Origin of the sequence: Mesorhizobium sp. IMUNJ 23033 (assembly GCF_044778005.1) — a bacterium.
Classification (GTDB): domain Bacteria; phylum Pseudomonadota; class Alphaproteobacteria; order Rhizobiales; family Rhizobiaceae; genus Mesorhizobium; species Mesorhizobium amorphae_A.
In genome coordinates, this window is sequence record NZ_JBJACT010000011.1 from 36,957 (window position 1) to 52,017 (window position 15,061).

12 protein-coding genes are annotated in these 15,061 nt (G+C 63.1%); 9 read left to right on the forward strand and 3 right to left on the reverse strand.

Going from position 1 to position 15,061, the window contains the following annotated elements:
* The 7 genes from tssM to ACFX5Q_RS14310 are packed head-to-tail and all read left to right on the forward strand — an operon-like array spanning position 1 to position 7,916.
* Positions 1-3,540 carry a type VI secretion system membrane subunit TssM gene (gene tssM, locus ACFX5Q_RS14280; protein WP_404278830.1) on the forward strand — a complete coding sequence of 1,180 codons (3,540 nt, stop codon included), beginning with the start codon at positions 1-3 and terminating at the stop codon, positions 3,538-3,540.
* Entirely contained in the window at positions 3,522-4,064 is a 543-nt protein-coding gene (tagF, locus tag ACFX5Q_RS14285; RefSeq protein ID WP_404278832.1) for a type VI secretion system-associated protein TagF, read from the forward strand. The genes tssM and tagF overlap by 19 nt, the downstream gene beginning before the upstream one ends.
* A 2-nt stretch (positions 4,065-4,066) precedes the next feature.
* On the forward strand, positions 4,067-4,900 hold the full coding sequence (locus ACFX5Q_RS14290; protein ID WP_404278834.1) for a DUF4150 domain-containing protein: 834 nt from the start codon (positions 4,067-4,069) through the stop codon (positions 4,898-4,900).
* A gap of 6 nt (positions 4,901-4,906) precedes the next feature.
* Positions 4,907-5,299 (forward strand): hypothetical protein, encoded by a 393-nt coding sequence (locus ACFX5Q_RS14295; RefSeq protein WP_404278836.1) that lies wholly within the window; start codon positions 4,907-4,909, stop codon positions 5,297-5,299.
* Entirely contained in the window at positions 5,299-5,787 is a 489-nt protein-coding gene (locus ACFX5Q_RS14300; RefSeq protein ID WP_404278838.1) for a hypothetical protein, read from the forward strand. The genes ACFX5Q_RS14295 and ACFX5Q_RS14300 overlap by 1 nt, the downstream gene beginning before the upstream one ends.
* 6 nt (positions 5,788-5,793) lie before the next feature.
* Complete coding sequence (locus tag ACFX5Q_RS14305; RefSeq protein ID WP_404279054.1) at positions 5,794-6,879, forward strand: DUF2169 domain-containing protein; 1,086 nt, start codon at positions 5,794-5,796, stop codon at positions 6,877-6,879.
* 32 nt (positions 6,880-6,911) lie between these two features.
* A complete protein-coding gene (locus ACFX5Q_RS14310; protein ID WP_404278841.1) occupies positions 6,912-7,916 on the forward strand; it encodes a hypothetical protein in 1,005 nt (334 codons plus the stop codon).
* Between the two features lie 30 nt (positions 7,917-7,946).
* Here the strand turns inward: ACFX5Q_RS14310 and ACFX5Q_RS14315 are convergent, their stop codons facing one another.
* From ACFX5Q_RS14315 to ACFX5Q_RS14325, 3 genes are read right to left on the reverse strand one after another with little or no spacing between them, the layout of a single operon-like run.
* Complete coding sequence (locus ACFX5Q_RS14315; protein WP_404278843.1) at positions 7,947-9,110, reverse strand: hypothetical protein; 1,164 nt, start codon at positions 9,108-9,110, stop codon at positions 7,947-7,949.
* 7 nt (positions 9,111-9,117) lie between these two features.
* Positions 9,118-9,552, reverse strand: a complete 435-nt coding sequence (locus ACFX5Q_RS14320) for a DUF6484 domain-containing protein (RefSeq protein ID WP_404278845.1) — start codon at positions 9,550-9,552, stop codon at positions 9,118-9,120.
* Position 9,553: 1 nt separating this feature from the next.
* Positions 9,554-11,881, reverse strand: a complete 2,328-nt coding sequence (locus ACFX5Q_RS14325; RefSeq protein ID WP_404278847.1) for a type VI secretion system Vgr family protein — start codon at positions 11,879-11,881, stop codon at positions 9,554-9,556.
* Positions 11,882-12,171: 290 nt separating this feature from the next.
* Between ACFX5Q_RS14325 and tagH the strand changes: the two genes are divergently transcribed.
* Both tagH and tssL read left to right on the forward strand, forming a co-directional pair.
* Positions 12,172-13,215, forward strand: a complete 1,044-nt coding sequence (gene tagH / locus ACFX5Q_RS14330) for a type VI secretion system-associated FHA domain protein TagH (protein ID WP_404278849.1) — start codon at positions 12,172-12,174, stop codon at positions 13,213-13,215.
* Positions 13,216-13,530: 315 nt separating this feature from the next.
* The gene (gene tssL, locus ACFX5Q_RS14335) at positions 13,531-15,054 is read left to right on the forward strand and encodes a type VI secretion system protein TssL, long form (RefSeq protein WP_404278851.1); all 1,524 of its coding nucleotides are present in this window, start codon (positions 13,531-13,533) and stop codon (positions 15,052-15,054) included.
* The last annotated feature ends 7 nt before the right edge of the window (positions 15,055-15,061 follow it).

Genomic DNA, 15,061 nt, shown 5'->3' on the forward strand with positions numbered 1-15,061 from the left:
ATGTTCATCCTGCGCTTCCTCTGGGCGGTCCTGACATCGCGCTGGCTGTGGACGCTGATCGGCATCACGCTGCTTTCGCTGGTGATTTGGGTGTTTGGCCCGATCGTCAAGGTCGGCGCCTATGAGCCATTTGCCTCGGACAATGTCCGCATCGTCATCATCGCGCTGCTGGTCATCTTCTGGCTGATCTGGCTGATCGTCGCCCAGCGTCGCGCCATCCGCGCCAACCGCCTGTTTGTGGCCGAGATCGCCGCGCCCGTGGTGGAAAAGCCGCTCGGCCCCGGCGAAGAGAACGTCGCCGCCGTCGGCGCCAAGTTCGCCGAGGTGATGGCCGAACTGAAACGGCGCAAGCTGGGCGGGCGCAAGTTCCTGCGCGAGATGCCGTGGTATGTGATCGTCGGGCCGCCGGCCACCGGCAAGACCACGGCGCTCAGGCAGTCCGGTCTGACCTTTCCGATCGACCTCACCGACGATCTGCAAGGCGTTGGCGGCACCCGCAATTGCGACTGGTTCTTCTCGGAGAACGCGGTCCTGATCGACACCGCCGGCCGCTATGTCCAGCAGGAAAGCCAGCTCGACGTCGATGCGGCGGAATGGCTGGGCTTCCTCGACCTGTTGAAGAAGCACCGCGGCCGCCGCGCGCTGAACGGGGTGATCGTCGCGCTGTCGATCGACACGCTTTCCGAGGGTGACGAAGCGATCAAGGCGCATGGCCGCAAGATCCGCCGCCGGCTGGCCGAGCTCAACGACCGGCTCGAGATCCGGCTACCGGTCTATCTGATGCTGACCAAGGCCGACCTGATCAAGGGTTTCGAGCCTTTCTTCGGCGGCCTGTCGACGGCCTCCCGCGAGCAGGTGTGGGGGACGACCTTCGCGCTCGATGCGCGCGTCGACGCCAAGACCATCGAACGGGAAATCACCACGCTGGCGGCCGAACTCGAGCGGCGGCTGGTGCCACGCCTCGAGGACGAGGACAAGCTGGCCTCGCGCGCCGAGATCTTCCGCTTTCCTGCCCAGCTGGCGAGCCTCTCCGAACCGATCCAGGTGCTGATCGAGGCGATGTTCGGCGAAAGCCGCTACGAAGAAGCCGCCTGGCTGCGCGGCCTCTATCTGACGTCGGCGACCCAGGAAGGCGCGCCCATCGACCGGCTGACCGCGGCATTGTCGTCCTCGTTCGGTCTGCCGCCGCGACGCGCCATGCCGGCGCCAAGGATCGAAAAACGCAGCTTCTTCCTGAAGAACCTTTTGACCGAGGTCATCTTCAAGGAGGCCGGTCTCGGTACCTTTGACCCGCTGGCGCAGCGCCGCCGAACCTGGATCTGGCGCGGCGCAGCCGCCGCATGCACGGCGGCGGCCTTGCTTGCCGGCGGGCTGTTCACCTGGTCTTACTTTGACAACCGCAACGCGATCACGGCGCAGGCCGGCCAGTTCGAGGCGCTGCAGGCGCCGCTGACCACGGCCGGCGAGAACCCGCCATCGGTGGAGCAGCCCGCCATCGACGGCGCCCTCGGCGCCATGGACGAGGTGGCGATCGCGCGCACGGCGCCGCCGGATGCAGTCCAGGATCTGCTTGGCCCTTCGGCCTCTGCGGAACTGGTGCGGGCCCAGGCCGACACTTACGACCACGCGCTGCGCAATGTTCTCGAGCCGCACATGGTGGCGCTGCTCGAGGCGACGATGTGGCGGCAGATCCGCGATCCGGATTTCATGCTCGGCGCGCTGAAGACCTATCGCATGATGACCGGCCTGTCGCAGATGGATGCCGACTTCGCCCAGAACTGGTGGGTGAACAGCCTGCCCGAATTCGCGCCCGCGCCGCCCTTCCCAACCACCGATGCGGAGGAGCATCAGCTTGCCGCGATCCGCCGCATGGCGGTCGACGACAACTACATAGCGCCCGACAAGGCGCTGGTCGCCGAGGCGCTGAAGACGGTATGCACGATTTCGTTGCCGCAGCGAGCCTACAAGCAGCTTCTGGCCGACCCGGAAGTGGCCGCGGTCAAGGAATGGATCCCCGCCAATTTCGCCGGCCCCAACGGCGCCAAGGTCTTTGCCCGCCGTTCCGACAAGACGCTTCGCGTCGGCGTTTCAGGCGCCTTCACCTATGCCGGCTTCCACGATGCCGTTCTCGACCGGGTCGAGGATGTGGCGGCACAGGCGGCACTGGATCGCGCGGTGTTTGCCGGCGGCTGCTCGGAGAATTCCGAAACCTCGGTCTCGGCACTGTCGGAAGACATTCTGAAGCTCTACTACGACGACTACATCGCGCAATGGGACAGTTTCCTGCGCGACATGAGGCTGGCGCCACTGAGCGACCTGAATGTCGCCAGCGAAAACCTGAAGGACCTTTCAAGCGCCGACTCCGCGCTGAAGCGGTTGCTGACGGCGGTGATCCAGGAGACGGATCTGACCCGATCGGATGAGGCGCCCGCGGGAGACAACAAGGCGGCCGCGAAGGGCGGCTCGAAACTGCTCAGCAAGCTCGGCAAGCTCGGCAAGGTCGTCAAGACCGGGGCAAAGCTCTTGCCGCGCGCCGGCTCCGCCGACCAGGTGGACCTGACCGGCAGCCTGGTGGCCGAACACTTCAAGCCGCTCAAGGGCGCGATCGCAGAGGTCGACGGCCAGCCGCCGGCGCTCGACGCCGCCGTTGTGGCGCTGACGGCACTCTCCAACGTGCTGCAGACCGTCACCGCCAATCCGGATCCGCAGGACGCCATCAAGAAACAGGGCGGGCTCGCCGAATTGACCGGAGCCGTCGCCAGGCAGGCGCAGATCCTGCCCGATCCGATCGACGACTGGCTGGGCGGCATAGCCGGCGACACCAGCGGCCTGACGCAGAAGGCGGTCACCTCGGAGCTCAACGCCATCTGGCGCGCCGACATCCTGCCGTTCTGCCAGGCGGCACTCAACGACCGCTATCCGTTCAGCCCGGAGAGCGCGGTAGATGTCAATGTCCGCGATTTCGCCCGCCTGTTCGGACCGGCCGGCCTGATCGACGCCTTCACCAACGATCATTTGATCAGCTATGTCGACACCGCCAGCCAGCCCTGGAAATGGCGCGCCGACTTCGGCCTCGACCCTGCGGCGCTGGCGGCATTCGAACAGGCAAGGCGCATCCGCGACGATCTTTTCCCCGGCGGTACGGGCCCGGTGATGAGCTTCACGCTCGAACCGAAGGACCTGTCTCCCAACGTCACGCGCGTGACGCTCAATCTCGATGGCCAGAGCCTCGTCTACTACAACAACGCGACGCGGCCGCAACCGATGACCTGGCCCGGCAAGGACGGCACCGGAGTGATCTCGCTCGCCTTCCAGCCCATCGATGGTTCGCCCGAAATCATGCTCAACGAAACCGGCAGCTGGGCCTGGTTGAGGATGCTGAAGGGCGGCCGCTTCACCGGAACCTCGCTCTCCGACGTCTACAGCCTGCGCCTGGGCACGAAAGGCATGTACGCCGATTTCGAGCTCAAGGCCGCGAGCGTCGAGAACCCCTACAATCTGGAGATGTTCAAGAAATTCACATGTCCGCCGCAGATATGAGCACCGGCTTTTTCGGCAAGATCCCGGCGACCGGAGACTTCGTCGCCGCGAACCTGCCACGCACCTTCATCGACCGCTGGGACCGGTGGATGTCGATGGAGTTGCGCGCGCGGCCGGACGAGGGTGAGGACCTCGACGACCGAGTCTGGCGCTTCGTCGTCCAGGGCGCGATTTTTGGCGAACAACCCTGCGCCGGCGCCTGGCGCATGAGCCAGGACCGTGTCGGACGCCGCTATCCGTTCGCTGTTGTGGGCGTTGGCGCGATACCAGAGGCAACGGATCCATGGTTCCAGGGCATGGCGAACATCGCCAAACTGACTGTGAAGGAATATTGGGACCCGCAGTATGTCGTGTCGCGCCTGCGGGCGCTGGAACCGCCAAGAGAGTTCTCCACAATGAAGCGCATAGTCTTCTGGACGGATGACTGGGAGGTGCGTGAACTTGCCTTCGCTGACATTCATGACCTCGCGGACAACGCCCTGCCGGCGATGCGCGCGGCGCGTGCCGTGCCGCAGGAGTTCTGACCATGGGTCTCAGCGTTTATGCCGAGAAGATGGGCTTTTTCCACAAGGGCAGCAACGGCCAAGGCATTGCGCCCGGCGATGTCTGTCTCTCGCCGCCATCCCCGCCCGCGGGACCGATTCCGGTACCCTACGTCAATATGCTGTCATCATCCGACCTGACCAAGGGCACCAAGAGCGTCAAGATCGATGGCGAGCCGACAGCTATAGAGAATGCGTCGGAAATTGCGACCAGCACCGGTAATGAGCCGGCCACCCAAGGCCTAGGCGCGGGAGTCATAACCCATAAGATCAAGGGGAAGGGCGTCTTCAAGCTGTGGTCGTTCACAGTAAAGGCGGAAGGCAAGGGCGTCGACCGTCATGGCGACACAATGGACCAGAACACCGCCAGCGATCCGCCGCCCAATTGCATCAACCCGGCCGCATTCAACAAGTTTCTTGCGACGTTAACCAAAGATCAAAAGACCACGAAGTGTGCGAAAAAATATGACCGGGTTGCGCACCGTCCCAAACGCACCGATGACCAAGCTGCCAAGGTGAACGGCAAGCCCTGTTGGCAATGCAAAAAGACCAGACGGGGTCGCCACTCCAAGCTGGTTCCAACTCCTCCCAAGGACGAGATGAAGCAGGAGATGGTCCATGATCATCAACCGCCGCTTTGTGTCGCATGGGAGATGGGTGGGTGTAACATGCAGAAATCGCCCGACGCATTTTTGGCCCATTTTTCGACGCCAGAGTCGGTCAAACCCCATTGTGGTAGGTGCTCAACATCGCAAGGCTCTCCGGCCGCAAGCTATGCCAAGAACTTTATCGACGATATCCCAGTGAAACTTGGATGACGAGCGATGCGCGGTATAGAAGAAATAAGAGACAGCTACATCGGCGAACTGCTCACCATCCAGCCCGAGTTGGAGGATTGGTGGGAGGACATGGTCGCAGACGAAGGGCAGGCTGTCTGGAAGCGCTGGCCGACGGGGATCGCGGGGCACCCGCGGGTGTTGGCGATCTTCCGCAGGCATTATCTTGAGATTGTGGCTTGGAACAATGCGCAAGTCCCTGAGGGCGACGAGCCGGAAGAGAAGTGGGGCGTTGATAGCAGCGGCCGAAGCCAGAGCTTCGAGTGGCCTGTCGAAATCCTCATCATCAACGTCCGGCATTTTGCCCCGGAGCTTCAACCCATCATCGATGGCCTCTGCTTCGTGCCAATGGCCATGAATCCCGACGATGAGGTTGAATAGTGGCACTGATCACACGCTACAGTTCCGAACTCGGCATCAGGCGCCTGCTCGCGCAGCCTCGTGATGTCGCCCCGCCTTCGGATATCCGCGTCGCTCGCAAGCACGACGAGGCCAGCACGATGCACAGAACCTTGTTCGTCGAGTATGTGGCCGAGTTGACGGATGCCTACGATATTGCGGCTGAATGGTGGACAGACATCATTTCCACCGAAGAAGGGCTCCAGGGCAGCCGCGAGAAGGCCCTCGAGAAAGCCTTCAATGACCGTATAGCAGGCGCCGCAGCCAGTCCGAATGTGGTCTGGGTGATACGTCGCTACTGGCTGAAATGCGTCACGGTCAACGTCACTGCGGGCGAAGAAACTGGCGTCGCGGCCGAGATCTTCCTGCTGCAATGGCTGATCGACGCCAACGAGATGGAGTTGGTCAAGCTCGTCGCCTGCATGCCCTATTGGCCGATCGGCCAGGACGAAAATGGCAATTGGTGCTGATCCATGATGTTTGCGGTCTGGATCGAGAATCGCACGCCGTTCGTTGCCGGCAGCCTTGTCCAGGCAAATGCCGACGGCAACGAGGTTTTCCTGGCAGTTTTCTCGGCCAGCTTCGATATGCGGGAAGATGCCACGCAATTTCAGCCGGCCGTGGAGCAACTGCCAGTGAGCTTCGGCGACGTGCCATTCGGCGATCCTGCCTGCTCGTCAACCCGCTATGAAGGGGAGATCGCGTGGACCAAACCGGGGATCGACGTTGTCTTGAACGGCCAGGCATATGCGCCTCACGAAGGGCGCGTCCACGAAATGCAGGTCGGGTTGAAGCTCGCCAGCATCCGCAAGGTGCTCAACGTGACCGGCGATCGCCTCTACGATGCGGGCGGGTACGGCCAGCCACACCCCTTCTCCAGGATGCCGATTATCTATGAGCGCGCCTATGGGGGTACCGACGACAACGGCAGGACCGATCTGCGTAATCCGCTTGGCGTCGGCTTCCATCACGCCCGCTCCGCGGACAAGACTGTGAAGACGCATGCACCCAATGTCACCTATGCGAATGAGCCTTTCCGTAGCCCATCTGATCAGCCAAGGCCGGCCGGGTTTGGAGTAATCGGCCGCGGCTGGCATCCAAGGTTGCCGTTAGCGGGCACTTACGATCAGGCTTGGATCGACAATCAGTGGCCTCTTCCGCCAAGGGATTTCGATCCACGCCACAATCTCTGCGCGCCCGCCGATCAGCAGTTGCAGCAGCTGAACGAAGGCGAAGAGGTCAGCGTCATCGGCATGACGCCGGATGACCGGTGGAACTTCCGCCTGCCGCGTGTCATGGCTCCGATCCGCCTTCTTTACGACGACCGTGTGGAGGATCGTCCCTTCCGGATCGACACGGTTATCATCGAGCCCGATTTGCGCCGCGTCACGCTGAAGTCGCGTTTGTCCATGGTCACCAGGCGCAACACGCCCGCTCTCAGGGAGATCGTCTTCGGCCATGTGACGCCTGCCTTTCTCCTCGCGCGACGCAAGCGCAAGGCCTATCTCAGCCCACGCGGAGACGACGGGCTGATTGCCGAGAGGGCGACATGGCTGGGCTGAAGGCTCCGATCTACGTTATGGGCGGTGGCGCTGTGACGCCGGCCGGCCTCAATGCGCGCCAGACGCTAGCGGCAATCCGGGCCAGTCTTTCCGCGTTCGAGCGGCGTACCCTCACCGACCCGTTCGGCGAAGATCAGACCGTTTCGCGCATACCCTCGCACTATTCTCTTCGCCTCACCGAAAACGCGTGGCTCACAAGCATGGCTGCGCGCGCGGTGGGCGAGGCGCTGGAAAAGGGCGGTGTTGCGGCCGGCGCCAGCGCTCTGCTGCTGGTGACGCCGGAGGCATTCCGGGAACATCCGGCTTTCTCGGAGGAGCCGGCAAGCGCGTTTCTTGCCGGCCTGCAAGACAGTCTGCGCGAAAAGTTCCATCCCACCTCGCGCGTGGTTGACGGAGGCGCGGCGGCCTGCATCGGGCTGTTGGGGCGGGCGGCGGACCTTCTCGCAACGCCGGGAGTGGAGCAGGTTCTGCTGGGTGGCGTCGACAGCCTGGTGAATGACAAGGATATCGCCCGTCTTATGGCCGCCAACCGCCTGAAGGCCGAGGACAATGCGCAAGGCCTTGTGCCGGGCGAAGGCGCCGCCGTCGTCTGCCTGCGCCGTTCGACCGGTCAGAATTTGCCCGCCCAATGCGCCATTCACGGTGTCGGCGCTGCGTTGGAGGAAAACTCCGTGCTGTCGGAAAACCACAGCCAGGGCCGGGCTTTGGTGGCTGCCTGCCGCGCCGCGATCGAGGGCAAGGGCCCAACTGAATCTGACATCAAGTTTATTGTCAGCAACGACAATGGTGAACGGTATAGCGCCTGGGAGGGCTTGATCGGGCGTCCACGCTTCTACCGGACGCGCCGCGAGACCCTTCCCATGGCCTATCCCGCGATGACGATGGGCGACATCGGCGCGGGTGCCGGCGCGCTCACATTGCTTATTGCCGCCGACAGCTTCGCCAAGGCCTATGCCCCCGGCCATGTCGCCATGTGCGAAGCCACATCGGAAGCCGGCATGCGTGCCGCCGCGCTTGTAAGCACGGTCAGCGCATGATCGCGTTGTCCTGAGTACCTGGACGGGTCTTCACATCCACGCCGGAATCGGGTGTGAACGCCGCCAGTTGGTCAGCGCGATCTCCGCGTTGGCAAGCGCTCCCCTCATGGCGTCCAGTTTCAGCCGCCGCATCGACTGGAATTTGTCGAACCTCGTCGGGCCTCTCCCATTGTCCCACCAAGCTTGGGCCTGCGAAGCGGAGGGCAGCGGCGTCGCCTCTGTAGTCTCGAACTCCGGCCCGAGCTTAGCCGGTTCCGTGACGAACACGTCCGTGTCGTTAAAGTCAATCTCGACCAGGTCGCGCAACGCGAGCCCCGCCGCATAAGCGAGTTCCGGCGACTGCATCTTCTCAATCAGCCAGGGCATAACCGCCATGTCGCCCAGCAGTCCGCTCGCCGCGACTGCCGCCTCCCGCGTTGCTGCGGAGGAGACCAATTGTTGCCACCACTTCCGCGCTGCAATCGACGGCGTGGTGAGTAGCCGGATTTCCATCACTGCTCCCGCAAGCTCCGGGTAGCCGACCAACATCTTGTCGAGAACGGGCTGCGCCAGCCGCGCCTCGCCCAGCAGGCAGGCCGCTACCGCTGCCTCCAGCCGTTCCTCTGCGCCACGCGCCTCAAGACATGCCACAACTTCGGCGATTACATCCCGACGCCGCCGCGCACCCGCAAGCCTCAGCGCCCTGCGGCGCACTTCGGTGTCGCGGTCGGTCAGCAACTCCCTGAGCCTAGGCCCGGGATTGACCCCGTGATGATGCAGCGCGCCGACCCCCAACGCGCGCTCCATTGCGACTGCCGAATCCAGCCAGCGAGCAACGAACGGCTTCAACTTGTCCGGCGCGCTACGCGCAACCGCGCCAGACAGCGCCGACAGCCCGCGCTTCCCGAGCGGCCCCGCGCTCTCAAGGGCAAACTTGATCGCGGGCGCGGATTGCCATTCGAACGCCAGAGCCCCCAACAGAAACAGTTCGGGCGGCTCCTGGTAGTCGGCAAAGCGTGCCGCCGCGAGGTCCCACGCTGCCTGGCCGGCTGCGAACAGTCCGTCGAGATTGGCGTCGAGCCGCTGGTCGATGCGGCCGATGTCGAAGGCGCCCATCACCGGACCGTCGATCTCCCGCGCACGACGGTGCCACAGGAACGCGGCATCCTCGACATGCTGCTCGATAATCGCCGGGATCGTGGCAATCCGCTGCATGGACTTCTCAATTGAGGTGAACAGCTGCACCCCGCACACGGTTCACGCCGCTTGCCTGGCTGCTCAATTGACTGCCGCGGATCGAGATGCGGCCGTTTTTCTCCAGAATGATGGAGGCCAGGCCGCAACGCAGCTCGATGCGCTCCTTAGCATTCAGCGTCACCGTTTCGCCGTCGCGAACCACCTGCATTTGTTCGCTTGTATGTGTCGGTTCCACGATGCGTCCGACGACCAGAGGGCGGCCTGGATCGCCGCCTTCGAAAAGCAACGCCACCTCCGCGCCTACTGACGAGGAGTCGAGCCTCGCCAGGCTGCGGGCCCTGAGTGCCGTCTCGCCCGGATTGCCGACGAACACCACCAGCGGCGCGCCATCCTCGAAGCCGATCAACAGCCCGATGACGACCCCGTCGATGCGTTCGACCGATTCGTCGCGTCCAGTCATTTCAGTTATTGAAGACATTGCTACCCTTGATCTTGACGTCGCCGTCAGCTTTGACCTGGACATCGCCGCTGCCCTGGATGCGGATATCCTTACCCTTGATGGAAATCGTGCCATCCTTTTTCATGTTGATCGAAGCGTCGCCGCATACCAGCGTGATCTCGTCGGTAGCATCGATCATCAGCTTCTTGCCAACCTTGATGGTACTGTCTTCGGCAATCTGGATACCGCTGCCTTTGCCGACTTTGAGCGCGTAACCGCCTCCGACATCGGTCGCGTCGTCAGCGGCGATTTTTGCCGACCTGGCTTTGCCGATCTGCGACGACTGCGCACCACCGATAGCGAAACTTTGGTCGGCGGCGACCTTCACGCTCTGGGCGGCGCCAATTGTCCAGCTGTCCGCCGCACCTATCGTGTGCGTCTGTCCGGCCCCCACCGTCATCGAGCGCGATGCGCCGATCTGATTCGTCTGGACGGCGCCAACGCTTCGGGTTTCTGCCGCGCCCACTGAATCCACACGTGCCGCGCCCACCGTGATCGTCTGCACCAGCGCCACGGTCTGCGTGTGATTGGCCCCGATCGTCTCCGTCGAGTTCGCCCCAATACCGATCGTCTCGTTCGACCCGACAGTCAGCGAGCGGTTGACCCCCACCGTCTCGGTATCGTTGTTGCCGATATTCGTGGTCTGGTCGACGCCAACCTTGACCGTCTTGTTGTTGCCGACGTCCTCGTCGAGGTTGTGGCCGACGGAGTGCTTGGCGTCGTGGTCGATCCGGTCCGACTGGTCGTGCTGCACCAGCTTGGTGCGGTCGTTCTTGATGAGAAGCTTGTGGTCCTTCTGCGCCTGGAAATTGACCAGTTCGGAGCCGGCCTTGTCCTCGAACATCAGCTCGTTGTAGCCGCCGCCACCGAGTGAGGAGTCCGACTTCCAGCCGGATTGCGTCGCGTTGCCCGGCAGTCCGTAAGGCGGCATCTGCGAGGCGTTGTAGACCCGGCCGGTGATGATCGGCAGGTCGGGATCGCCTTCGATGAAGTCGACGATGACCTCCTGGCCGATGCGCGGTATCTGGATGAAGCCCCAGTTGCTGCCGGCCCAGGTCTGCGAGACCCGCACGAAGCAGGAGCTGTTCTCGTCCTTCTTGCCCAGGCGGTCCCAGTGGAACTGCACCTTCACACGGGCATATTTGTCGGTGAAGATTTCCTGCCCGGACGGGCCGACGACCGTCGCCGTCTGCGGCCCGCGCATGATCGGCCGCGGCGTGATGCGTGGCGGGCGATAGGGCAAGGCGGTCGGCGCCAGCCCGAGGATCACCTTGAAGTTCTCGCTGTCGACGTCGGAAAGAGCCCTGTAGCCGGGGTCGAACAGCCTGTATTCGGCGCTGACCACCAGATATTCCTGGTTCTGGTCCTCGCGCGGAAAGCCTTCCAGGTTGAACGTGCAGCCCGAAAACAGGCCGCGCACCGTTCCGACCGCTGAAATGCGCTGGTGAACGGCTTGAATTTCCTCGCGCCGGATCGCAGCTAAAGTGTCGCCCCGCCCCAAATCGAGATGCGCACCGGGGTTGCGGTAGTTCTCGCCCGCGGCCTGCTTATGGCTGAACGGCTGGGCGGACTTGGCCATTAGGCTGGCGCCCGGCTTCTCGAAATCATAGTCGGTGTGGACGTAGGCGCCTGGCCGCACCGAACTGCCCGGAATCCATTCCGTGATGTATTCGACGTCGCGCCGCGAGCCCTGGCCCTCGAAATGATACGGCACCTTGTCGTAGCCCGGCGCCGGCTTCAGCTTGCTCATCGCATCGGTGAGCACAAGCGTGTGCTTGCCCTCATCGTGCTCGAAGAAATACAGGATGCCTTCATGCTCGAGCAGCCGCTGCACGAAGTCCAGATCGGTCTCGTCATATTGCACGCAATATTCGCGCGGCGGATAAGACCCTTGCAGGCGCAGATTGAAGTCCGCGATGCCGGATTCGTTGAAGACCTCCTTGACGATGTCGGGAACGCTTTTTTTCTGGAAAATACGGCAATCCGTCGTGTTGCCGAGAAACCAGAACCACGGCCTGACGACCGCTTCGTAGTAGGCCAGCCGGTCCTCGATGCGGGTCAGCCGAAACTCGGAGATCAGCCCGCTGAACCAGCGTTTTGGATCGGATTCGCCTTCGACCGAAACGGTGCCTCCCAGCATTTTCAGCGGATCGACATCTTGGCTGGTGCTGACGAAACCCACTGTATAGGCAAAGCAGCGGCTGATCTCATCGCGCCCGACAAGATGGGTAAACGTCAACAGTTCGGCGCCAACCGGCGTCTGCACAACCGTGGCACGTTCGTTCGGCATGGGTCGTGCCCCTCCAGGACGCGGCCGCCAGTGTGATGGATTTGAAGTTCCCGCTATGTTAAGCGCATCACGTTCGGAAGCTTCTTGGGCCGTCACACAAGGCCTTGTTCAGCCTAGCATATGTTTTCCCGCCGGCCAAAAAGAACAAGCGGCGACCGAACCTTGCCCTGAAGTGAGGTTAAAACCGGTAAAAGGCTCGAGCGATCGGCGGGCTGAAACGCGGCTGTCCCGCCATGCTCACAAGCTGCTAGAATGGCGAAGTATCGATCAGCGGTCCGCGGCTATTGCAGATGTTCATCAGTCTCCAGATCAACAACGTCGACGCCCTGCCCGCCGACATCTCGCCCGGCTACGCTGCCCGTGACCGCAGCTTCGAGATCGGCCGCGAAAATTGCGACTGGACCTTGTCCGACCCGGACAAGTTCATCTCCAGCCGGCACTGCGAGGTCCGCTACCAGGCAGGTGCGTTCTGGCTTTACGACGTCTCGCGCAACGGGACCTTCATCAACGGTTCGAGCCAGCGCATGGCCGGCCCACATCGGCTCGCTCATGGCGACCGGCTGCTGATCGGCCGCTATGTCATCTTCGTATCGATCGACGACGAACACGCCGCGACCGGTCATCCTCAAGGCCATGGCTCGACGCAACGGGAAATGCCGAGCCCAACAGGCCGGCCGCTGGATTTCGCGGACAGGCCTTCTTTCAGCCCGGTGGAGCGAGCGCCGGTGGCGGCACCGTCGCTGCAGCCCGTGTCCCTCGCCTCGACGAGAGACGAGCTGCTGCGCGAAATCGCCATCGCGGCCGGCATCTCGCCGGACTTGCTTCAATCGCGGGACCCGCATGAGGTTGCCGCTGAAATCGGCGCGGTGCTGCGCACGGTGGTCGAGGAACTAGCGATGCTGCTGAAAGCCCGTGCCGCCGCGAAAATCCTGGCCAAGAGCACGCACCGCACGATGATCAGCGCCACGGACAACAATCCCCTGAAGTTCGTGCCTGGAACCGACGACATCCTTGAAATCATGTTCGCACGGCGCAGGGCCGGCTATCTCGACGCCAGGCACAGCGTCGAGGACGCCTTCCGCGATCTGAAGACGCATGAATTCGCCACCTATGCCGCCATGCAGGCCGCGCTCTCCCGGCTGCTCGACGATCTGTCGCCCGAAGCGGTGGCCAGGAAACTGCCGCCTGCCTCTTTCACGTCGAAGAAGAGCCAGGCCTGGGATGCCCTTGTCGCGACATGGCGGAGCATGGAGGAAGCCCACGAAAACGGCATGCTGGATGTGTTCCTGGCCTATTTCAGCGAGGCCTATGCCAAGGCCGACAAGCAGAAATAGACTGGCAATTTGAAGCCCGCCGCAAGAACCCGGAAACCATGCCCAATGCATGGCCCGCTAAGAAGGCCTACTGCGTCCTTCCCATCGGCGATCTCTGAGATTACGATCACATACGACAGTTCGCCAAGCGGGTACGGCTGATTGACCTGGGGGTCTGCGGCAAATGTCATGTTACGGCGGGATAGCGTTCTGTAGCCATTCTTCCTCCGGACACTGCCCTCGTCAGCGGAGCGCGCATTTCCTACACCTGACCAGGGACCGTTTTTCGCCACTCTGGCGCGAACGCAGGCGCCGCACGTGGACTGCGGATCGGCAATGAGTTCGAAGGACGATCCTTTCGGCCCCGCGGGCAAGACCGTCATTCGCGCGCCGCGGCGCGAGCGTAAACCGGCGCCGGTTCCCCAGGAACCCGGTGCCGATGGCGGGCAGCCGGCGCAGGTCAAGCAATCAACGGTCTTCGATCCTGGCGTCGGCAGCCATGCGCCGGTGGGCTGGACCTCCGGAACCGTGATCTATCAAGGGGCGCCACCCGGAACCGCAGGCGCACGCAGTGTCGCGGGCGCTCCCCCGGTCCAGCCGGCGCCCGCCGTGCAGCAGGCTGTGCTGATCGATGCCGCCGACAGCGTCAAATATGCGGCTCAAAACCCGATCCTCGCCGCGGCGGCACCCTTGCTGATGCTGCTTGGCCAGCTCAGGCTTATCCCGGTCGAAAGAGAGGCGGAGCCGCTTGCCGAACACATCGCCGAAGCGATCGAAAAATTCGGCCGGACAATAGAGAAATCCGGCGTTGCCGATGAGGATGCGCGGATCGCGAAATTTGCTCTTTGCGAAACGGTCGACGATCTCGTCGGCAACCTGCCCTGGCCCAAGGAGGAGACCTGGGCGCGGCACGGCATGGTGTTGCGTTTCTTCCATGTCGAACCCGCCGGTACCGGCTTCTACGAGGCGCTGAACAAGATCCTGGCCAAGCCGGAAACGCATTACGACTTGCTCGAACTGATGCATGCCTGCCTGTCGCTCGGCTTCGAAGGCCAGTATCGCGGCTTGCCGCGCGAGGACAACAATCTCGAACGCGTCCGGCGCGACGTCTATGAGACGCTTCGCTACTTCAAGCCGCGGGACGGCGAGGATATTTCGCCCCATTGGCAAGGCCTGGCGGCAACGATGGCGCAGCCTTCGGCCCGGCTGCCGCTCTGGGCCGTCGCCGCCGCCGCGACAGCGCTGCTGACGGCGGCATTCTTCGCCTTGCGGGTGGTCATCACCGATGAGGGCGACGCGCTCGCCGGCGATTTGCTGGCGCTCAATCCGCCGACGCCGATCACCATAGAGCGCGCCAGTGTGGCGCCGCTGACCAAGCCGGTGAAAGTCGCCCCGCCCGCCCCCGCCGCCGGCACCCAGCTCGACCGCATCCGCTCGGCACTGGCCAAGGAGATCGAGGGCGGCGGCTTGAGCGTCGGCACGAAGGGCGATTTCATCGTCGTGGAAATCAACAATCTTGTGTTGTTTCAGCCCGGCAAGGCCGAGGTGAAGCCCGAATTCAACGCGATTGCCGCGGACATCGGCGCGGCCCTGGACCCCGAACGGGGACCAATCAGAATTGTCGGCCATACCGACAATGTGAAGCCGAAAAAATCGAGTGCGTTCAAATCCAACTTCGACCTCTCCGTCGCCCGGGCCAAGGCCGTCGAAACCATCATCGCACCGCAATTCAAGGACGCTTCGCGCATCGCAGTCGACGGCAAGGGCGAAGACGAGCCGATCGCCGACAATGCGACGCCGGAAGGCCGCGCCAGGAACCGCCGCGTCGACGTGATGATCCCGCGCGAGGAAACACTGTGAGCGCGCC